This window comes from Rahnella sp. CFA14(1/10), from assembly GCF_004195095.1.
Lineage (GTDB): Bacteria > Pseudomonadota > Gammaproteobacteria > Enterobacterales > Enterobacteriaceae > Rahnella > Rahnella perminowiae.
Window position 1 is genome coordinate 130,406 of the sequence record NZ_SEWS01000005.1, and the last position, 21,119, is coordinate 151,524.

Below are 21,119 nucleotides of genomic sequence, written 5' to 3' on the forward strand. Positions count from 1 at the left end.
CCTCAGTTCAGTTCACGGATATCAGCGAAACGGCCGGTGACAGCCGCCGCCGCCGCCATTGCCGGACTGACCAGATGCGTACGGCCGCCACGACCCTGACGGCCTTCAAAGTTACGGTTGCTGGTGGATGCGCAACGCTCACCCGGTTCCAGGCGGTCATTATTCATCGCCAGGCACATAGAACAGCCTGGCAGACGCCATTCGAAACCGGCTTCGATGAAGATTTTATCCAGACCTTCTTCTTCAGCCTGCGCTTTTACCGGGCCGGAGCCAGGGACCACGATGGCCTGCACACCGCTGGCGACTTTACGACCCTGGGCTATCGCTGCCGCAGCGCGTAAGTCTTCGATGCGTGAGTTGGTGCAGGAACCGATGAAGACTTTATCAATCGCCACGTCGGTCAGTTTAATGCCCGGCTGCAAATCCATATACGCCAGGGCTTTTTCAGCCGATGCACGTTCTACCGGATCAGCAAACGAGGCAGGATAAGGGATGGTTTGATTCACAGCCATTACCTGACCCGGGTTGGTGCCCCACGTGACTTGCGGTGCTATTTCGGAGGCATCCAGCGTCACAACGCTGTCGAATTTCGCACCCTCTTCTGTTTTCAGGGTTTTCCAGTATTCCACTGCCGCGTCCCAGTTCTGGTCCTTCGGCGCAAACTGACGTCCTTTCAGATAGGCAAACGTGGTTTCGTCCGGCGCAACCAGACCGGCCTTAGCACCCATTTCAATCGCCATGTTGCACAGGGTCATCCGGCCTTCCATGGACAGCCGCTCGATGGCTTTACCGCAGAACTCCACCACATGACCGGTACCGCCCGCGCTGCCGGTTTTACCGATAATGGCCAGAACGATATCTTTCGCCGTGATACCCACAGGTGCTTCGCCGGTTACTTCGATTTTCATTGTTTTGGCGCGGCCCTGTTTCAGGGTTTGTGTCGCCAGAACGTGTTCAACTTCAGAAGTCCCGATACCGAAAGCCAGTGAGCCAAATGCACCGTGTGTGGCGGTATGGGAATCGCCGCAGACAATCGTCATGCCCGGCAAAGTCATGCCCTGCTCAGGGCCGATAACGTGAACGATGCCCTGATACGGGTGGTTCAGGTCATACAACTGCACGCCGAATTCAGCACAGTTCTTGATTAATTCCTGCATCTGAATGCGTGCCATTTCGCCGCTCGCATTGATGTCTTTAGTTTGCGTGGACACGTTGTGATCCATGGTCGCAAACGTTTTACCCGGCTGACGTACCTGACGGCCCATCGCACGCAGGCCATCGAACGCCTGCGGGGAGGTCACTTCGTGAACCAGGTGGCGGTCAATGTATAACAATGGCGTTTCGTTTTGCGCTTCGTAAACCACATGCGCATCAAACAATTTCTGATACAGAGTCTTGGCCATGTTATGCCCCTTCTTTTACAAAGCGGGCAATGATATCGCCCATTTCACTGGTACCCAGCGCCTGCTGGCCGTTAGCCAAATCACCGGTGCGGTGGCCTGCTTCCAGTGCTTTATTAACGGCCTGCTCGATAGCATTGGCCGCGTCATCAGCGCCCAGGCTGTAACGCAGTAACAGCGCGGCAGACAGAATTTGTGCAATCGGGTTGGCAATGTTTTTACCGGCGATATCCGGCGCTGAGCCGCCCGCGGGTTCAAACAGACCAAACGCCTGCTCGTTCATGCTGGCTGAAGGCAGCATCCCCATCGAACCGGTGATCATCGCGCATTCGTCCGACAGGATGTCGCCGAACAGGTTTGAACACAGCAACACGTCAAACTGCGACGGATCTTTAATCAGCTGCATGGTCGCGTTATCGATATACATGTGGCTCAGGCTGACATCCGGATAATCTTTGGCGATTTCATTCACCACTTCGCGCCACATAATCGAAGTCTGCAAGACGTTGGCTTTATCGATGGAGGTCACTTTACTGCGGCGTTTGCGCGCCGATTCAAAGGCGATGCGGGCGATACGTTCAATCTCAAAGCGGTAATATACTTCGGTATCAAACGCTTTCTCGTGCATGCCCTGACCTTCGCGGCCTTTAGGCTGACCGAAGTAAATACCGCCTGTCAGTTCGCGGACACACAGAATGTCGAAACCTTTTGCGGCGATATCGGCACGCAGCGGACAAAACTCTTCCAGCCCCTGATACAGGCGGGCAGGGCGCAGATTGCTGAACAACTTGAAATGTTTACGCAGGGGCAATAATGCGCCACGCTCAGGCTGATCGTTCGGGGGCAGATGTTCCCACTTCGGGCCACCCACGGAGCCAAACAGGATCGCATCAGCTTGTTCGCAACCGGCGACGGTCGCTGGCGGCAAGGGACTGCCGTGTTTGTCGATGGCTGCGCCACCCACATCGTATTCGCTGGTGGTGATCTTCAGGCCAAAACGCTGACGTACGGCATCCAGCACTTTGTATGCCTGGGCCATGACTTCCGGGCCAACTCCGTCTCCGGGTAAGACGGCAATATGATGGGTCTTGCTCATGTTCACACCGTTTCCTGATTATTTTGAATGTTGTTGTGTTGCTGACCTGTCTGCTGCAAACGTTGCTTTTCGATCTCAACTTGTTTGCTGCGCCAGATGTTATTCAGTACATGTACCATCGCTTTTGCGGAGGATTCGACAATGTCTGTCGCCAGCCCGACACCGTGGAAGCGGCGGCCATTGAAGGAGACGACCACGTCAACCTGGCCCAGCGCATCGCGGCCCTGACCTTTGGCGCTCAGCTGGTATTTCACCAGTTCAATCTGATAACCGGTGATGCGGTTGATGGCCTGATAAACGGCGTCAACCGGGCCGTTGCCGGTGGCGGCTTCGGTAATGATTTCTTCGCCACAGGCCAGATTAACTGACGCGGTGGCGGTAATCTTAGAGCCGGACTGCACACTAAAGTTATCCAGGCGGTAGAATTCAGGCTCTTCCTGCTGCTTGTTAATGAAGACCAGCGCTTCTAAATCGTAGTCGAAAACCTGGCCTTTTTTGTCCGCCAGTTTCAGGAATGCGGCATACAGATGATCCAGGTTGTAATCGGATTCTTTGTAGCCCATTTCTTCCATACGATGTTTAACGGCAGCACGGCCGGAACGGGAAGTCAGGTTCAGTTGAACCTGGTTCAGGCCAATGGATTCCGGTGTCATGATTTCGTAGTTTTCGCGGTTTTTCAGCACGCCATCCTGATGGATACCTGAAGAGTGTGCGAAGGCATTAGAGCCGACAATGGCTTTATTGCCCGGGATAGGCATGTTACTGATCTGGCTGACAATCTGGCTGGTACGGTAGATTTCTTTGTGATTGATGTTGGTGTGAACGTTCATGTAGTCACTGCGGGTGCGGATCGCCATGATCACCTCTTCCAGCGCGGTGTTACCGGCGCGTTCACCGATACCATTCAGCGTGCCTTCCACCTGCCGCGCACCGGCCTGAATCGCAGCGATGGAGTTACCGACTGCCATGCCCAGATCATCGTGGCAATGCACAGAGATAATCGCCTTATCAATATTGGGCACGCGCTCATACAAATTGGTGATGATGCCACCGAACTGAACCGGCGTGGTGTAACCGACAGTGTCGGGGATGTTGATGGTGGTCGCACCGGCTTTAATCGCAGCTTCTACCACACGGCACAGGTTATCCAGCGGGGTCCGGCCTGCATCTTCGCACGAGAATTCAACGTCATCGGTATAGTTACGGGCGCGTTTTACGGAGTGTGTGGCCATCTCCAGCACCTGATCAAATGAACGTTTCAGTTTAGATTCAATGTGCAGGGTAGAAGTGGCCAGGAATACGTGAATGCGGAAGGCCTCTGCCACGCGCAATGCTTCGGCGGCGGCGTCAATATCACCGTCTACGCAACGGGCCAGACCACAAACACGGCTGTTTTTAATCTGGCGCGCAATAGTTTGTACAGACTCGAAATCACCGGGAGAGGAGACCGGGAAGCCGACTTCCATCACATCAACGCCCATTCTTTCCAGCGCCATTGCAATTTGAATCTTCTCTTTAACACTCAGGCTGGCTTGTAACGCCTGTTCACCGTCACGCAGCGTGGTATCGAAAATAATGACTTGCTCGCTCATGGGTTATTCCTTGTCTGCTTTTATTTTCGCGCCCTGCGGGGAGATAAAAAAAAACCCGCGCATCGGCGCGGGTTTATTGTCTGTGGAAGTTGAATCAGTTCTGATTTTCGCCCACTGGCTTACCGCGCATATATTCTGCGTTGAGTAGTAGGCCTAGGAGACGGGTCATCTTGAACATGTGTTTTCAGCTTCTCATCATGGGGTGGTCAGAACGGCTTTCGTTCAAACAGTGACTAAAGTGATACGGGAATGTGTGCGGTATGTCAACCTTCACTGTGTGGAAATTCCAGAAAATTGGCATGATGATATTCACTCTCATTTAGCATAAAACTCTGGTATTAATGAAGTCCTCGGCATGCCGACGTTTTAACAAGGGTCGTAAAAAAACAACAACAAAAAAAATGCCATGTTCGCCATTGTCGGGATAAATACTCTATTTAATACAGTGGTTTAAAAGTGATTTAGTTTGGCTTAACTTATTATTCATTTTTCAAATGTTGTTTCCAAAAATATTTTGCTGTCTTATATCATAAGTTTCTTTGCGGGAAATAAAATTTGCATTTCTGTTTCTGATTATTGGAAACAAAAATTCATATTTTTCTAAAAAATGAATTGATGAGAATATAGCGTGTTTTCTCTGCCGATATTTATGTTCCCCAATGTCATCTCAATGCCGCGCTTTATAAAATAGATTATTGAAGATAATCATTTTTATTTGGATTCGAATGTCAATTATGAGGGATATCATGTCTGACGCCGATACAGAAATTCACCCTAAACCTGCTGAGGCAGAAACGCACCTTCGCAATGTTGATTTAAATTTGTTAACAGTTTTTGATGCCGTGATGCAATTACAAAATATTACACGTGCGGCCAATATGTTGGGGATGTCCCAGCCGGCGGTCAGTAATGCCGTTGCCCGTTTAAAAGTAATGTTTAACGATGACTTATTTGTGCGTTTCGGGCGTGGGATCCAACCAACAATGCGCGCGCGTCAGCTTTTTGGCCCTGTCAGACAGGCCTTGCAGCTCGTGATGAATGAATTACCGGGGGCAGGTTTTGACCCTTTCCTCAGTACGCGCCAGTTTAATGTCGCTATTTGCAGCCCGCTCGATAAACGCTTCACCAGCCAGGTGTTGAATGCTGCAGAAGAATTATCACCGGGTGTCAGTGTTAAACTACAGACCATTGTGAACGATGATATTGAACATCAGTTGCGTTATCAGAATATAGAATTTGTGATCAGTTATCGTAAGTTTGAACGTGCTGATTTTTGCAATCAAGCTTTATTCAATGATGAGCTGGTTCTGGTTGCAGCGCAAAATCATCCCCGTATCAGTCCGCATATGTCAGATGAAAAATATCTGAAAGAAAAACATGCTGTCATGATGATGGACCGGTTCTACTCGTTCAGCTCTCCTTATTACGACGACTCTGAGTTAGTTTCGTTGATTTCCTATCAGGGAACTGATTTATTTAGTGTTATGGAAATTGTCTCCAAAACCGACATGGTTGCGCTGGTGCCGCGCTGGCTGGCACAGGCAAATGCCGGAATACTTAATTTGTCAGTCATTCCGCTACCGTGGATGAAAAATACACTCACATGTTATCTTTCCTGGCATGAATCCTCCAGCAAAGACAAAGGCAATATGTGGATGAAAACATTATTGAGCCAGTGTGTTGTTTCTCTGTAATCAGACAGTCTTTACGATGTTTTTTGCGGCTGTGATTGCAGCGAAAGTGGCTGCCTGCTCTTCTTCACAAGGTTTTTTATCCTGCAGGTTTTTTCCTCGTTAATGCCCTGCAGGTTTTTTTTCGTCATCGGATTTCCGGGGCATCTTCCCAAAACCCTGCTGCTGCTCCTACAATTTCATTTCACCGTGCAATATTTGCCGGTAGACTGCGTTAAATTTTTGTAACAGAGCAACGCAGTGAGCTCCCTCCCTTTTACTGACTACGCCTGACGCCGGTATAAACGCTCAATGAATCCAACCTTAAATGATTACCATCAGATAACCCGTTTCCGTCAGCAAGTCAGTGCCCGTGCTGAACAGACTGCATTTCGCGAGTGGTCCCCGGCGGTGACATCCGCCCTGACCTGGCGTGAGCTTGGCGGAAAGGTGGATGCCTTATCCGATGTGTTATTGCAGGAACACGTTGGCGTTCAGGAACGCATCGCCATTTGTGGGAATAATTCGATAGCCTGGGCGACGGCAGACCTGGCGATCTTGCAATTGCGTGCGATCACCGTGCCGGTTTATGCAACTAATACCCCCGCGCAGTCTGCGTATGTCCTCAATGATGCGGATATCCGTATTTTGTTTGTCATCGGCCAGAAGCAATATGACGCAGCGGTGGCCGTACGTGATCTCTGTCCGCAACTGAAACATATTCTGGTGCTGGACAATGAGGTCGAGTTACGTGGCGTACCGATTGCCCGGCATGTTTCTGGCGTCGTTCCGCAGGATGCGGCTTTAGCTGCTGAGCGTGAAGTGCGGATCAATGCCCGTAACCTCGATGATCTGTTCACGCTTATCTATACCTCCGGTACCACCGGAGAAGCAAAAGGTGTGATGCTGGATTATCGCAGCATGGCGACGCAACTGATGCAGCATGAAAAGCGTCTGAGTATTACTGAACATGATGTTTCCCTCTGCTTCCTGCCGCTTGCGCATGTTTTTGAACGCGCGTGGAGTTTCTTCGTGATGCATAGCGGTGCGCAAAATGTCTTCCTGCGCGAAACCGATCTGGTGCGTGAGGCCTTGCAGGCCATTAAACCGACGGTAATGTGTGCGGTTCCGCGTTTCTATGAAAAAGTGTTCAGCGCGATCCACGACAAAGTCGCCCGCGCGGGCCCCCTCAAAAAGCGGCTTTTCCACTGGGCCGTCGCACAGGGTAAAGAGAAGTTTCTGATCGAACGTCGTGGCGGGCGTCATCCGTTTTGGCTGACGCCCGCACATTTTCTCGCTGATAAGCTGGTGCTGAAAAAGTTGCGTGATTTGCTGGGAGGTAATCTGCGCTTTCTGCCTGCCGCCGGTGCGAGTCTGGATGACAACGTCATTCTTTTTTTCGAATCACTCGGCCTGAACATCAAATATGGCTACGGCCTGACGGAAACCTGCGCGACGGTGACCTGCTGGGAGGAAAATGACTTCCGCTTTGGTTCTGTCGGTACGGCATTACCAGAGATCGAAGTGCGGATCGGCGGGGAGAATGAAATTCAGGTTCGCGGTCCGACTTTACTGCGTGGTTATTTCAATAAGCCGGAAGAGACGGCGGCCAGCTTCACCGCTGACGGCTGGTTCAAAACCGGTGATGCCGGGAAAATGGATGCACAAGGTAACGTATTCATTACTGAGCGGCTGAAAGATCTGATGAAAACGTCCGGGGGTAAATACATTGCTCCACAGCGTATCGAAGGCACGCTGGTTCAGGATCGTTATATTGAGCAGGCAGCCGTTATCGCCGATGAACGGCACTTTGTTTCCGCGCTGATCGTGCCTGATTTTGATGTGCTGAATGTCTATGCCCAGGCGCACCATATCGATTACTTCAATCGCGCCGGGCTGGTGAAAAATGCGCAAATCCTCTCGCTGTTTGCTCATCAGTTACGTGAGATACAGCATGATCTGGCCGGTTTTGAGCAGGTGAAAAAGTTTGTATTGCTGACCAAACCTTTCACGATGGAGGCCGGGGAACTGACGCCAACCCTTAAACTGCGCCGCAAAATCATTTTCAGCCGTTATCAGAAGGAAATCGATCAGCTTTATCAGGAGTAATGCTTCACCCGTCCGCTTCATCATTTTCTTTTCTGAATCACCGGTGCCTGTCACTTCGCCGGTTTTTCCCTTCGTTTTACCTCCCTTACAGACATAATTTAATACTGTAATTTTTCCAGCCTCCCTGATATTTCTGACTGGTTAATGCGCGCAGGCAGTGTTTTGTCCCGAACGAAAGAATGAAGGCAGTGTGAGGCGATAAAATTCTGTCTGCACAGAATTTTTGGCGTTTGCCTGACTCGGGTTCTGACGCTAAGGTACTGAGTTAGATTCTTGAACGCTAATAAGAACAGCAGGGTGTAGTAAGCCCGATAGAAAGTCCTAAAATTCAGCGATTTATGTTGAAATCGCTGCTGATAGAACAGCTAGCTGAAGCAAAAGTCATCCTATAGAAGAAGCAAAAAGCCTGGAGGCAAAACCATGGAGATGTTGTCAGGAGCCGAGATGGTCGTCCGGTCATTAATCGACCAGGGCGTAAAGCACGTATTCGGTTATCCCGGCGGTGCGGTGTTGGATATTTATGATGCCCTGCATACGGTCGGTGGGATAGATCATGTGCTGGTGAGACATGAACAGGGTGCGGTTCATATGGCGGACGGTTATGCGCGTGCTACGGGTGACGTGGGCGTCGTGCTGGTAACTTCTGGCCCCGGCGCAACCAATGCTATCACCGGTATTGCCACGGCTTATATGGATTCCATTCCGTTAGTGGTGCTGTCCGGCCAGGTACACAGTTCGCTGATCGGTTATGACGCATTTCAGGAATGCGACATGGTGGGGATTTCCCGCCCGGTGGTAAAACACAGCTTTCTGGTAAAACGTGCGGAAGATATTCCGACTGTACTGAAAAAAGCGTTTTATCTTGCCTCTACCGGCCGTCCTGGCCCGGTGGTTGTCGACCTGCCAAAAGACGTAGTGAATCCGCAGATTAAACTGCCTTACGCCTATCCCGAACAGGTTGCGATGCGCTCTTATAACCCGACGGTGCAAGGCCATCGCGGGCAAATCAAACGCGCGGTTCAGACATTACTGGCGGCGAAGAAACCGGTGCTGTACGTGGGCGGCGGTGCGGTTAATTCTGAATGTGACGCTGAACTGCTGCAACTGGCGGAGAAACTGAATCTGCCTGTCACAAGTTCCCTGATGGGGCTGGGCGCATTTCCTGGCACTCATCGCCAGAGCCTCGGTATGCTCGGCATGCACGGTACTTACGAAGCCAATATGGCGATGCATAACGCCGATCTGATCTTCGGGGTGGGGGTGCGTTTCGATGACCGCACCACCAACAATCTGGCGAAGTACTGCCCGAATGCGACGGTTATGCACATTGATATCGACCCGACGTCCATTTCCAAAACCGTGAATGCTGATATTCCGATCGTGGGCGATGCAAAACAGACGCTGGTTCAGATGCTGGAATTACTGGCACAAAGCGATGAAAAGCAGGAATTCGATGCCCTGCGCGACTGGTGGCAAAATATTGAGAACTGGCGCGGGCGTGAGTGCCTGAGTTACGACAAAAATACCGGTACCATCAAGCCACAGGCCGTTATCGAAACGTTGCATCGCCTGACTCAGGGTGATGCGTATGTGACGTCGGACGTCGGGCAGCACCAGATGTTTGCCGCGTTGTATTATAAGTTCGACAAACCGCGTCGCTGGATCAACTCGGGGGGGCTCGGCACGATGGGCTTTGGACTGCCCGCTGCGCTGGGTGTGAAACTCGGCCTGCCGGATGAAACGGTAATTTGTGTTACCGGTGACGGCAGTATTCAGATGAACATTCAGGAGCTGTCAACCGCGCTGCAATATGATTTGCCGGTGATCGTTGTGAACCTGAACAATGGTTATCTTGGCATGGTGAAGCAGTGGCAGGACATGATTTACTCCGGTCGCCATTCCCAGTCTTACATGCAATCGCTGCCTGATTTCGTGAAACTGGCGGAAGCTTACGGGCATGTGGGTATTGCTATCCGCACGCCTGATGAGCTGGAAAGCAAGCTGGCGCTGGCGCTGGAACAGAAAAACCGTCTGGTATTTGTTGATATCAGCGTGGATGAAACAGAACACGTTTACCCGATGCACATCCGTGGCGGTGCGATGGACGAAATGTGGTTAAGCAAAACGGAGAGGACCTGATCATGCGCCGGATTTTATCAGTATTACTGGAAAATGAATCGGGGGCATTGTCCCGCGTTGTTGGCCTGTTCTCTCAGCGTGGCTACAACATTGAAAGCCTGACCGTTGCACCGACGGATGATCCCACGCTGTCACGTATGACCATTCAGACCGTGGGTGATGCCAAAGTACTCGAGCAGATAGAAAAGCAGCTCCATAAGCTTGTGGACGTCTTACGAGTGACCGAGCTGGTGCAGGGCGCTCACGTTGAGCGTGAAATCATGCTGGTGAAGGTGCAGGCTTCGGGTTATGGCCGCGAAGAAGTGAAGCGTTCAACCGAGATTTTCCGCGGGCAGATCGTCGATGTCACGCCAACGCTTTACACCGTTCAGCTGGCGGGTACCAGCGACAAGCTTGACGCGTTTTTGGCCAGTATTCGTGATGTGGCTGAAATCGTCGAAGTTGCACGCTCCGGTGTAGTTGGCGTTTCCCGTGGCGACAAGATCATGCGCTAAAGTGTAAATAATCAGCAAGATGTGAAACTTATCTGATATATACAAGCCCGGCTGCTGAGCCGGGCTTTATTTTTGCGAATCTGGTGAAGCGATTCGGTAAAACACCTTGCCCGGCAGGGGCTTCTGCGGTTAGATAAAGCATTATCTTTATTAAGGGGTTTTCTCAGTGAAGCTGGATGAGATCGCGAGGTTAGCGGGCGTTTCGCGTACAACGGCCAGTTATGTCATTAATGGCAAAGCGAAACAGTATCGTGTCAGCGATAAGACAGTCGAAAAAGTGATGGCTGTCGTGAAGGAACATAACTATCACCCGAATGCGGTGGCAGCGGGCCTACGCGCCGGTCGCACCCGTTCTATTGGCCTGGTGATCCCGGATCTGGAAAATACCAGCTACACCAAAATCGCGAACTTCCTGGAACGTCAGGCCCGTCAGCGGGGTTATCAGCTGCTGATCGCCTGTTCTGAAGATCAGCCTGACAATGAGATGCGCTGCATCGAGCATTTGCTGCAACGTCAGGTCGATGCAATCATCATTTCCACGTCGTTACCGCCGGAACATCCTTTCTATCAGCGCTGGGCCAACAACGATTTCCCGATCATTGCACTTGATCGCGCTCTTGATCCTGAACATTTCATTAGTGTTGTGGGAGCCGATCAGGACGATGCACTGATGCTGGCGCAGGAACTGCGCTCGTTCCCTGCTGAATCGGTATTGTATCTTGGTGCGCTGCCTGAGCTTTCCGTGAGTTTTCTGCGTGAGCAGGGGTTCCGTCAGGCATGGGCTGAAGATCCACGTCAGCCAAAATATCTTTATGCGAATGCGTATGATCGTGAATCTGCGGCGATTGTGTTTGCCGAATGGTTGAAAACGAACCCGATGCCACAGGCGTTATTCACGACATCATTCCAGCTGCTGCAGGGCGTGATGGATGTTACGTTAAAGACGGAAGGACGTTTGCCGGTCGATCTGGCTATCGCCACATTTGGTGATAACGAACTGCTCGATTTCCTTGAATGCCCGGTTCTGGCCGTGGCGCAGCGTCATCGCGATGTGGCTGAACGCGTGCTTGAACTGGTTCTGGCTTGTCTGGATGAACCTAAAAAGCCGAAAGCAGGGCTAACCCGTATCCGGCGTAATTTGTTCCGCCGGGGCCGTCTGAGCCGAAAATAATCAGCAGGCGGGCATTCATAATGACTGCCCGACTCTTTCTTCGTTGCTGAATCGCGTTAAACCTTCCGATAATTTGTCTCACCGGTTCTTATAATCAAAATACGAAAATTCCCATATGACTTTAACGGGTAATTTAGGAGCATTCCCAGCCTGCTGAATTATTAACAAATGTTTTATGCTTTCTTGCACAGATATAAATCCTCCCATCAATTTCTAAAATACGTTAATGCTCCCCGCAAAAGTGCTGTAGAATTCCCCGCTTAATTTCCGGAAGCGTGGTTTTACTGCACGACTGGTGGTTTTGAAACTCCCCAAAGGCTTATGCCATGCGGGTTGGCATGTAAAATGATGTTGATTTAGACGTGACAGCCAGAAAAAAATTGAAAATGATTTTTGTTAAGGCAAAGCGGTCAGGAAATGAGAGTTAGATAGCAGAAGAATATAAATAGTTAAATAATGTTCAGTTTGGCTTTTTTTTAAACGAAATTATTAACCCTCCGAAATTTCTTCAACTAATCATGACGTTATTTTCTATCCCCCCTCTAAAAAACCTCATCACATTGCGCTAAGCATTTGTGTGGCTGCGTAAATATTGCCAAACCGTCTCCGCTCTGGCTTGACAAGGTTTTAAAACCATCCGTAAACTCTTTTCTGTGGGAATTTGTGGGGGAAAGTGGTGGAAAGGGTCACAGAGGGGTAGAGCGGTCATGTTTCGTGGCGCGACGATGGTTAACCTCGACAGCAAAGGGCGACTTGCCGTACCTACCCGTTATCGGGATTTGTTGAGCGAAGAATCGCAAGGTCAAATGGTATGTACCATAGACCTCCATCACCCATGCCTTCTTCTTTACACCCTCCCTGAGTGGGAAGTTATCGAACAAAAATTGTCCCGTCTGTCGAGCATGAACCCTGTTGAGCGCCGTATTCAGCGCCTGTTACTGGGGCATGCCAGTGAGTGTCAGATGGATAACGCCGGACGTCTGCTGATTGCAACGACATTACGTCAGCATGCCGGGCTGGCAAAAGAAGTGATGCTGGTTGGGCAGTTCAACAAGTTTGAACTGTGGGATGAACAGACCTGGTATCAACAAGTTAAGGAAGACATCGACGCTGAACAATCGTCTCAGGAACCCCTTTCTGACCGGTTACAGGACTTGTCATTATAAGCATGGTTGAAAACTATAAACACACTTCCGTTTTGCTGGATGAAGCCGTTAACGGCCTCAACATTCAACAGGACGGCATTTACATAGACGGAACTTTTGGCCGTGGTGGCCATTCACGTTTGATTCTGTCCCAGCTTGGGCCGGACGGACGCTTGCTGGCGATTGATCGCGATCCACAAGCGATCAAAGCCGCAGAATCTATTGATGATCCCCGTTTCTCCATTGTTCACGGACCTTTTTCCAACCTTGCTGACTATGCGCGGGATCGTGGTCTGGAAGGCAAGATCGACGGCGTCTTACTGGATTTAGGTGTTTCCTCTCCGCAGCTTGACGATCCTGAACGTGGATTCTCCTTCATGCGTGACGGGCCACTGGATATGCGTATGGATCCGACCCGAGGTTATTCAGCTGCTGAGTGGCTGATGAAAGCTGAAGCTGAAGATATTGCCTGGGTGTTGAAAACGTTTGGTGAAGAGCGTTTTGCCAAACGTATCGCACGCGCGATCGTCGAGCGTAACCGCGAATTGCCGATGACACGGACCAAGGAACTGGCGGATTTGATCGCTAATGCCTCGCCAGTACGTGAGAAGCACAAACACCCGGCCACACGCAGTTTCCAGGCGATCCGTATCTATATCAACAGTGAACTGGAAGAGATTGAACGCGCGCTGGATGGCGCACTGGAAATTCTGGCGCCTGAAGGCCGTTTATCCGTGATCAGCTTCCACTCTCTTGAAGACCGGATTGTAAAACGTTTCATCCGTCAGCATAGCCGTGGCGCGCAGGTGCCGGCCGGTATTCCGATGACGGAAGCACAAATCGCAGAACTTGGCGGACGTTCACTGAAATCAGTCGGGAAAATGATGCCCTCTGAAGCCGAAGTGGCCGAAAACCCACGGGCCCGCAGTTCTGTTCTGCGTTTTGCTGAGAGAACAACAGCGTGATAGGCAACGAACGCCACGGATTAGTGGGAGTGATCGCCGGCGATATTCTTCGCAACGGCAAAATCCCGTTAATTCTGATGATCGCCGTTTTGGTCAGTGCAATTTTAGTGGTCACTACCGCTCACCGTACGCGTTTGCTGACGGCTCAGCGCGAACAATTAGTCCTGGAAAGGGATGCGCTGGATATTGAATGGCGCAACCTGATCCTTGAAGAGAACGCCCTCGGCGATCACAGCCGGGTGGAACGCATCGCAACGGAGAAATTGCAGATGCAACACGTTGATCCATCTCAAGAAATTATTGTGGTTCAACCTTAAATGCCCACGGAGAATACAGGCAGCGAATGAAAGCAACACGCACCGCGAAGTTAAAGCGTCCCGAAAACCAAGCCAGCTTCATCAGCTGGCGTTTTGCGTTGTTGTGCGCCTGTATCCTGCTGGCATTGGTTGGCCTGATGTTGCGCGTGGCGTATCTGCAGGTGATTAATCCGGATAAGCTGGTGAAGGAAGGCGACCTGCGTTCCCTGCGCGTACAAACCATTCCCACATCCCGTGGCATGATTACTGATCGCTCAGGTCGCCCGCTGGCGGTCAGTGTGCCGGTTAACGCCATCTGGGCTGACCCTAAAGAAATTAGCGATCGCGGCGGTATCACCACCGATACCAAATGGAAAGCACTGGCCGATGCGCTGAATATGCCGCTTGCTCAGCTTTCTTCCCGTATTACTGCCAATCCCAACGGACGCTTTGTCTATCTGGCACGCCAGGTCAATCCTGCGGTCGGTGAGTATATTCGTAAACTCAAACTGCCGGGGATTTCCCTGCGTCAGGAATCCCGCCGCTATTACCCTGCCGGGCAGGTGACATCGCATGTTATTGGCGTCACCAATATCGACGGCGAAGGTATAGAAGGCGTTGAGAAGAGTTTTGACCGCTGGCTGACCGGTAAACCGGGCGAGCGAACTATTCGTAAAGACCGCTTCGGTCGCGTTATCGAAGATATTTCTACCGTAGACAGCCAGGCGGCACACAATCTGGCGCTGAGCATCGATGAGCGTTTGCAGGCGCTGGTTTACCGCGAGCTCAATAACGCGGTGGCATTCAATAAAGCGGAGTCGGGCACTGCGGTACTGGTCGATGTGCAAACCGGTGAAGTTCTGGCGATGGCCAACAGCCCGTCCTACAACCCAAATAACATGCCGGATACGCCAAAAGACGTGATGCGTAACCGCGCCATCACCGATATCTTCGAACCGGGTTCAACCGTGAAACCGATGGTAGTGATGACGGCATTGAAAAATGGTGTGGTGCGCGAGAACAGCGTACTCAATACCTTGCCGTACCGGATTAACGGTCATGAGATTAAAGATGTGGCCCGTTACGCGGAACTTTCCGTCACGGGTATCTTGCAGAAGTCGAGTAACGTTGGTGTTTCACGACTGGCGTTATCGATGCCATCCGCAGAGCTGGTAGACACTTACTCGCGATTCGGATTGGGAAAACCGACCAATTTGGGGCTGGTTGGAGAAAGCAGTGGCTTATACCCTAAAAAACAACGGTGGTCTGACATAGAGAGGGCCACCTTCTCTTTCGGCTACGGGCTAATGGTGACACCTCTCCAGCTAGCGCGAGTCTATGCAACCATCGGCAGCATGGGCGTTTATCGCCCGTTGTCGATTACCCGGGTTGATCCGCCGGTTTCCGGCGAGCGCGTTTTCCCTGAACCACTGGTGCGTACCGTCGTACATATGATGGAAAGCGTGGCGCTGCCCGGCGGTGGCGGTGTGAAAGCGGCGATCAAGGGCTACCGCATTGCGATCAAAACCGGTACCGCGAAAAAGGTCGGGCCGGACGGGAAATACGTTAATAAATACATTGCCTATACCGCCGGCGTTGCGCCAGCAAGCAATCCAAGATTTGCCCTTGTCGTGGTTATCAACGATCCACAGGCAGGGAAATATTACGGTGGGGCCGTTTCCGCACCGGTGTTTGGCGCCATCATGGGCGGGGTATTGCGTACCATGAACGTTGAACCAGATGCGCTGACTGCCGATGAAAACGCAGACATAGTGAATAATCAAAAAGAGGCTTCAGGTGGCAGATCGTAATTTGCGCGACATCTTAGCGCCCTGGGTGAGTGATGCCCCGGCGGTAGCGCTAAAAGACATGATTCTGGACAGCCGCGTTGCGGCTGCCGGCGATCTGTTTGTCGCGGTTTCAGGCCATACTAGTGACGGGCGTCGTTTTATTCCCCAGGCAATTGCTCAGGGCGTCGCCGCCGTGGTGGCCGAGGCAAAAGGTGAACAAAAGCACGGAACGGTCTGCCAGATGCATGGTGTACCGGTCGTTTATCTGGAAGATTTAAATATTTTGCTGTCACAGCTGGCGGGCCGTTTTTACCAGCAGCCGGGCAAAACATTACGTCTTGTTGGCGTAACAGGCACCAATGGCAAAACCACCACCACGCAACTGCTGGCGCAGTGGAGCCAGTTGCTGGGCGAAACCAGTGCCGTCATGGGCACCGTGGGCAACGGGTTGCTGGATAGCGTGGTGCCCGCCGAAAACACCACCGGTTCTGCCGTACAGGTTCAGCATATTCTGGCTGATCTGGTGAAACAGGGCGCAACTTTTGCTGCAATGGAAGTCTCTTCACACGGGCTGGTTCAGCATCGTGTTGCCGCACTGCCCTTTGCCGCTGCCGCATTTACCAACCTGAGTCGTGATCACCTTGATTATCATGGTGATATGCAAAGCTATGAAGACGCCAAATGGCAGCTTTTCGCTTCACATCAGGTCGGCCAAAAAATTATTAATGCTGACGATCACGTTGGCGCACGCTGGCTGGCAAAAACGCCAAATGCGATTGCGGTCAGCATGGAAGACAAAATTCCGGCAGGCTGGAATGGCCGCTGGCTGGTAGCCCGTAGCGTGAATTATCACGATAACGGTGCCACCGTAAACATCGATTCCAGCTGGGGCGAAGGCCGGCTGGAGAGCCGCCTGATGGGCGCATTCAACGTCAGTAACCTGCTGGTTGCCTTGGCAACGCTGCTTTCCCTGGACTATCCGCTGGCACAATTGCTGGCGACAGCCTCTCAGTTGCAACCGGTCTGCGGTCGCATGGAAGTTTTCAATGCGCCGGGTAAACCCACGGCGGTGGTTGATTATGCTCATACGCCTGATGCACTGGAAAAAGCCCTGGCGGCAGCACGTCTGCATTGTCGTGGCACGTTGTGGTGTGTCTTTGGTTGCGGTGGCGATCGTGACAAAGGCAAGCGTCCGCTGATGGGTGGTATCGCTGAGCAATACGCCGACCGCGTGATTGTCACCGATGATAATCCCCGCAGTGAAGAGCCTCGCGCTATCGTTGCCGATATTCTTGCAGGCCTGCTTGATGCCGGGCGCGCGCAGGAAATTCATGGCCGCGCAGAAGCAGTCACCAGTGCGATCATGCAGGCTAAAGAAGATGATGTCGTGTTGATTGCCGGTAAGGGACATGAGGATTACCAGCTTGTCGGCAATCAGCGTCTCGATTATTCCGACCGCGTTACGGTCGCTCGTTTGCTGGGGGTGATCGCATGATCCGCGTTTCCCTGCAAACTCTGGCCGATGCGCTCAACGCTGAGCTTATCGGGGTTGATACCCAAATCGACAGTGTAACGACCGATACCCGTCAGGTGACCGAAGGCGGTTTGTTTGTGGCACTCAAAGGCGAAAAATTTGATGCCCACGACTTTGCGGTTGATGCCGTAAAAGCCGGTTCCGGGGCTTTACTGGTAAGTAAGCGCTTACCGGTGGATGTTCCTCAACTCCTGGTAACGGACACTCGTATTGCACTCGGACAACTGGGCGGTTGGGTGCGTCAGCAGGTTCCTGCCCGAGTCGTTGGTCTGACGGGGTCTTCCGGCAAGACTTCTGTGAAAGAGATGACAGCGGCGATTTTGCGCGAGTGCGGCAATGTGCTGTATACCGCAGGTAACTTCAATAACGATATTGGTGTTCCGCTGACATTGCTGCGACTGACGGCAGAACATGATTTTGCTGTGATAGAAATGGGCGCGAATCATCCGGGTGAAATCGCCTATACCACTGCGCTGGCGCGGCCTGAAACGGCGCTGGTAAATAACCTGTCTGCCGCACATCTGGAAGGTTTCGGTTCTCTCGCTGGCGTGGCCCGTGCGAAAGGCGAGATTTTCGAAGGGCTGCCGGAAAAAGGCATTGCCGTTATTAATGCGGACAACAATGATTATGCCAACTGGCAGCACAAGCTTAACGGCAAAACTGTCTGGCGTTTCTCCCCGATTCTTGCTGAAGGCATCGATTTCAGTGCAACTGACGTCAAGCTCAGCCCGTTAAATACCGCATTCACGCTGCATTCTCCTCAGGGAAACATTGACGTTTCACTGCCGGTGCCTGGCCGTCACAACATCGCCAATGCTCTGGCTGCGGCCGCGCTGGCGCTGTCTGTAGGCGCATCGCTGGAAAACGTGCGCGCCGGGCTGGCGACATTGCAATCCGTCAAAGGGCGTCTGTTCCCTATCGCACTTTGCGACGGCAAAACTTTGCTCGATGACAGCTACAACGCCAACGTCGGTTCTATGACCGCTGCCGCACAGGTGCTGGCAGAGATGCCGGGATACCGCGTAATGGCGGTAGGCGATATGGCGGAACTGGGCGCTGAAAGCGAAAGCTGCCACCGCCAGGTCGGCGAAGCTATCCGCGACGCCGGTATCGACAAGGTATTCAGTATTGGTCATGACAGCCGCATCATCAGTGATGTCAGCGGGTGTGGTGAACATCTGGAAGATAAGGCAGCCCTGACGGCCCGTTTAACGAGCTTACTGTCTGAACATGCGGTAATTACCGTTTTAATTAAAGGTTCACGTAGTGCCGCAATGGAGCAGGTAGTACGCGCGTTACAGGAGAATGCAACATGTTAGTTTGGCTGGCCGAACACTTGGTCAAATATTATTCCGGCTTCAACGTCTTTTCTTACCTGACGTTTCGCGCCATTGTCAGCCTGCTGACCGCGTTGTTCCTGTCGTTATGGATCGGGCCTCGCATGATTGCCCGCCTGCAGAAAATGTCTTTCGGTCAGGTTGTGCGTAACGACGGCCCGGAATCACATTTCAGTAAACGTGGTACACCGACGATGGGCGGCCTGATGATTCTGGCGTCTATCACGATTTCCGTATTGATGTGGGCCTATCCGTCCAACCCGTACGTGTGGTGTGTACTGTTCGTATTGCTGGGCTACGGGGTGGTGGGCTTTATCGATGACTACCGTAAAGTCGTGCGTAAAGACACCAAGGGCCTGATTGCCCGTTGGAAATATTTCTGGCAGTCCGTGATTGCGCTGGCGGCGGCCTTCACGATGTATGCCATTGGTAAAGACACGCCTGCGACCGAGCTCGTGGTGCCGTTCTTTAAAGACATCATGCCGCAGCTGGGTTTGATGTACATCCTGCTGAGCTATTTTGTGATTGTCGGTACCAGTAACGCAGTAAATCTGACGGACGGTCTGGATGGTCTGGCGATTATGCCAACGGTTTTCGTCGCGGCGGGGTTTGCGCTGGTGGCATGGGCGACCGGTAACATGAATTTCGCCAGCTACCTGCACATTCCGTATCTGCGCCATGCCGGTGAGCTGGTGATCGTGTGTACCGCCATTGTCGGTGCCGGGCTGGGGTTCCTGTGGTTCAACACCTATCCGGCACAAGTTTTCATGGGGGATGTCGGCTCTCTGGCTTTGGGAGGCGCGCTGGGTACTATCGCCGTGCTGCTGCGTCAGGAGTTCTTACTGGTGATTATGGGCGGTGTGTTTGTTGTCGAAACGCTGTCGGTCATCCTGCAGGTCGGGTCCTTTAAGTTACGTGGGCAGCGTATTTTCCGTATGGCGCCGATTCATCATCACTATGAACTTAAAGGCTGGCCGGAACCGCGCGTCATTGTGCGTTTCTGGATTATTTCGCTGATGCTGGTGCTGATTGGCCTGGCGACGCTGAAGGTGCGATAAATATGGCTGACTATCAGGGTAAAAAAGTGGTCATCATCGGGCTGGGTCTTACCGGCCTCTCTTGTGTTGATTTCTTTGCAGCACGTGGCGTAACGCCGCGTGTTATTGATACCCGCGTCAGCCCGCCAGGGCTCGATAAACTGGCGGATAACATTGAGTGTCACCTCGGTTCGCTCAATGAAGACTGGCTGCTGGACGCGGATTTGATCATTTCAAGTCCGGGTGTTGCGCTGGCAACGCCGGCACTCAGCGCTGCTGCAGACGCAGGCGTGGAAATCATCGGCGATATCGAATTGTTCTGCCGTGAAACGCAAACCCCGATCGTCGCCATTACCGGTTCGAACGGCAAAAGCACCGTCACCACGCTGGTTGGCGAGATGGCGAAAGCGGCCGGATGGCGCACGGGCGTAGGCGGTAATATCGGTTTGCCTGTGCTGACTATGTTGGATCACGAATATGATTTGTTTGTGCTTGAGCTCTCCAGCTTCCAGCTTGAAACCACGCACAGTCTGCACGCGGCTGCGGCGACCATTCTTAACGTAACTGAAGATCATATGGATCGCTATCCGTTTGGTTTGCAGCAATACCGGGCAGCCAAGCTGAAGGTTTACGAGAACGCAGCATTGTGTGTCGTTAATGCCGACGATGCGCTGACCATGCCGGTACGTGGTGCGGATAAACGTTGCGTGAGTTTTGGCGTCGATGTGGGTGATTACCATCTGACCCGTCAGCAAGATGATATCTGGTTGCGTGTCCGTGGTGAGAAAGTCCTGAATACCCGCGAAATGCCGCTCACAGGACGCCATAACTATACCAATGCCCTGGCGGCGCTGGCGCTGGCGGATGCGGTCGGTATCCCTCATGCATCCAGTCTGAAAGCGCTGACGACCTTTACCGGTCTGGCTCACCGTTTCCAGCTGGCATGGCAGCATAACGGCGTGCGCTGGATTAATGATTCGAAGGCCACCAATGTGGGCAGCACCGAAGCGGCATTAAACGGGCTGCATGTTGAAGGCACGTTGCACCTGCTGTTGGGCGGAGACGGGAAATCAGCTGATTTCTCGCCACTGACGCGCTATCTGCAAGGCGATAAGTTACGTATTTATTGTTTTGGGCGTGATGGTGCGGAGCTTGCGGATTTGCGTCCTGAGGTTTCCTCCCTGTTTGAAACGATGGAACAGGCGATGCGTGATATCAGCACGCGTGTGGCTTCCGGGGACATGGTTTTACTGTCGCCAGCCTGCGCGAGTCTGGATCAGTTCCGCAGTTTTGAACAACGCGGCGATGTCTTTACCGCGCTGGCGAAGGAGCTGGGCTCATGAG

16 protein-coding genes are annotated in these 21,119 nt (G+C 52.2%); 13 read left to right on the top strand and 3 right to left on the bottom strand.

The genetic code is table 11. From position 1 onward, the window contains the following. Positions 1-2: 2 nt before the first annotated feature. Genes leuC through leuA form a run of 3 tightly spaced genes read right to left on the bottom strand, consistent with a single transcriptional unit; the run spans position 3 to position 4,088 of the window. The gene (gene leuC, locus EVX52_RS11525; protein ID WP_129991308.1) at positions 3-1,403 is read right to left on the bottom strand and encodes a 3-isopropylmalate dehydratase large subunit; all 1,401 of its coding nucleotides are present in this window, start codon (positions 1,401-1,403) and stop codon (positions 3-5) included. A gap of 1 nt (position 1,404) precedes the next feature. Then, positions 1,405-2,496: a 3-isopropylmalate dehydrogenase gene (gene leuB / locus EVX52_RS11530; RefSeq protein ID WP_129991309.1), complete on the bottom strand. Its 1,092-nt coding sequence runs from the start codon at positions 2,494-2,496 to the stop codon at positions 1,405-1,407. A gap of 2 nt (positions 2,497-2,498) precedes the next feature. After that, positions 2,499-4,088 (bottom strand): 2-isopropylmalate synthase, encoded by a 1,590-nt coding sequence (gene leuA / locus EVX52_RS11535; RefSeq protein ID WP_129991310.1) that lies wholly within the window; start codon positions 4,086-4,088, stop codon positions 2,499-2,501. Positions 4,089-4,834: 746 nt separating this feature from the next. On the opposite strand from leuA, the gene leuO reads away from it, so the two are divergent. The 13 genes from leuO (at position 4,835) to murD (ending at position 21,118) form a co-directional block, all read left to right on the top strand. Beyond that, positions 4,835-5,782 (top strand): transcriptional regulator LeuO, encoded by a 948-nt coding sequence (gene leuO, locus EVX52_RS11545; protein ID WP_129953331.1) that lies wholly within the window; start codon positions 4,835-4,837, stop codon positions 5,780-5,782. 288 nt (positions 5,783-6,070) lie between these two features. Continuing rightward, positions 6,071-7,867: a long-chain fatty acid--CoA ligase gene (locus EVX52_RS11550; protein ID WP_129991311.1), complete on the top strand. Its 1,797-nt coding sequence runs from the start codon at positions 6,071-6,073 to the stop codon at positions 7,865-7,867. A 420-nt stretch (positions 7,868-8,287) separates the two neighbouring features. Continuing rightward, positions 8,288-10,006 (top strand): acetolactate synthase 3 large subunit, encoded by a 1,719-nt coding sequence (gene ilvI / locus EVX52_RS11555; protein ID WP_129953209.1) that lies wholly within the window; start codon positions 8,288-8,290, stop codon positions 10,004-10,006. 2 nt (positions 10,007-10,008) lie between these two features. Beyond that, positions 10,009-10,500 (top strand): acetolactate synthase small subunit, encoded by a 492-nt coding sequence (ilvN, locus tag EVX52_RS11560; protein ID WP_120132476.1) that lies wholly within the window; start codon positions 10,009-10,011, stop codon positions 10,498-10,500. Positions 10,501-10,666: 166 nt separating this feature from the next. Then, positions 10,667-11,671: a catabolite repressor/activator gene (cra, locus tag EVX52_RS11565; protein WP_129953208.1), complete on the top strand. Its 1,005-nt coding sequence runs from the start codon at positions 10,667-10,669 to the stop codon at positions 11,669-11,671. Between the two features lie 707 nt (positions 11,672-12,378). After that, positions 12,379-12,837 (top strand): division/cell wall cluster transcriptional repressor MraZ, encoded by a 459-nt coding sequence (mraZ, locus tag EVX52_RS11570; protein ID WP_034787151.1) that lies wholly within the window; start codon positions 12,379-12,381, stop codon positions 12,835-12,837. A 2-nt stretch (positions 12,838-12,839) separates the two neighbouring features. Then, entirely contained in the window at positions 12,840-13,781 is a 942-nt protein-coding gene (gene rsmH / locus EVX52_RS11575; protein ID WP_129953207.1) for a 16S rRNA (cytosine(1402)-N(4))-methyltransferase RsmH, read from the top strand. Further along, the gene (ftsL, locus tag EVX52_RS11580) at positions 13,778-14,098 is read left to right on the top strand and encodes a cell division protein FtsL (RefSeq protein WP_129953206.1); all 321 of its coding nucleotides are present in this window, start codon (positions 13,778-13,780) and stop codon (positions 14,096-14,098) included. Before rsmH ends, ftsL begins: the two co-directional genes overlap by 4 nt. Before the next feature lie 26 nt (positions 14,099-14,124). After that, on the top strand, positions 14,125-15,888 hold the full coding sequence (locus EVX52_RS11585; protein WP_129953205.1) for a peptidoglycan glycosyltransferase FtsI: 1,764 nt from the start codon (positions 14,125-14,127) through the stop codon (positions 15,886-15,888). Then, positions 15,875-17,362 carry a UDP-N-acetylmuramoyl-L-alanyl-D-glutamate--2,6-diaminopimelate ligase gene (murE, locus tag EVX52_RS11590; RefSeq protein ID WP_129953204.1) on the top strand — a complete coding sequence of 496 codons (1,488 nt, stop codon included), beginning with the start codon at positions 15,875-15,877 and terminating at the stop codon, positions 17,360-17,362. The genes EVX52_RS11585 and murE overlap by 14 nt, the downstream gene beginning before the upstream one ends. Next, positions 17,359-18,720, top strand: coding sequence for a UDP-N-acetylmuramoyl-tripeptide--D-alanyl-D-alanine ligase (murF, locus tag EVX52_RS11595; protein ID WP_129991312.1), 1,362 nt, complete (start codon positions 17,359-17,361; stop codon positions 18,718-18,720). Before murE ends, murF begins: the two co-directional genes overlap by 4 nt. Continuing rightward, positions 18,714-19,796, top strand: coding sequence for a phospho-N-acetylmuramoyl-pentapeptide-transferase (mraY, locus tag EVX52_RS11600; protein WP_129953202.1), 1,083 nt, complete (start codon positions 18,714-18,716; stop codon positions 19,794-19,796). Before murF ends, mraY begins: the two co-directional genes overlap by 7 nt. A gap of 2 nt (positions 19,797-19,798) precedes the next feature. Beyond that, the gene (gene murD / locus EVX52_RS11605) at positions 19,799-21,118 is read left to right on the top strand and encodes a UDP-N-acetylmuramoyl-L-alanine--D-glutamate ligase (protein WP_129953201.1); all 1,320 of its coding nucleotides are present in this window, start codon (positions 19,799-19,801) and stop codon (positions 21,116-21,118) included. Position 21,119 lies beyond the last annotated feature (1 nt).

Coding starts and splice junctions, on each gene's coding strand:
- murD (WP_129953201.1), top strand. CDS start 19,799: ATGGCTGACTATCAGGGTAAAAAAGTGGTCATCATCGGGCTGGGTCTT.
- mraY (WP_129953202.1), top strand. CDS start 18,714: ATGTTAGTTTGGCTGGCCGAACACTTGGTCAAATATTATTCCGGCTTC.
- EVX52_RS11585 (WP_129953205.1), top strand. CDS start 14,125: ATGAAAGCAACACGCACCGCGAAGTTAAAGCGTCCCGAAAACCAAGCC.
- leuB (WP_129991309.1), bottom strand. CDS start 2,496: ATGAGCAAGACCCATCATATTGCCGTCTTACCCGGAGACGGAGTTGGC.
- leuA (WP_129991310.1), bottom strand. CDS start 4,088: ATGAGCGAGCAAGTCATTATTTTCGATACCACGCTGCGTGACGGTGAA.
- leuC (WP_129991308.1), bottom strand. CDS start 1,403: ATGGCCAAGACTCTGTATCAGAAATTGTTTGATGCGCATGTGGTTTAC.
- murF (WP_129991312.1), top strand. CDS start 17,359: ATGATCCGCGTTTCCCTGCAAACTCTGGCCGATGCGCTCAACGCTGAG.
- leuO (WP_129953331.1), top strand. CDS start 4,835: ATGTCTGACGCCGATACAGAAATTCACCCTAAACCTGCTGAGGCAGAA.
- ilvI (WP_129953209.1), top strand. CDS start 8,288: ATGGAGATGTTGTCAGGAGCCGAGATGGTCGTCCGGTCATTAATCGAC.
- mraZ (WP_034787151.1), top strand. CDS start 12,379: ATGTTTCGTGGCGCGACGATGGTTAACCTCGACAGCAAAGGGCGACTT.
- EVX52_RS11550 (WP_129991311.1), top strand. CDS start 6,071: ATGAATCCAACCTTAAATGATTACCATCAGATAACCCGTTTCCGTCAG.
- rsmH (WP_129953207.1), top strand. CDS start 12,840: ATGGTTGAAAACTATAAACACACTTCCGTTTTGCTGGATGAAGCCGTT.
- ilvN (WP_120132476.1), top strand. CDS start 10,009: ATGCGCCGGATTTTATCAGTATTACTGGAAAATGAATCGGGGGCATTG.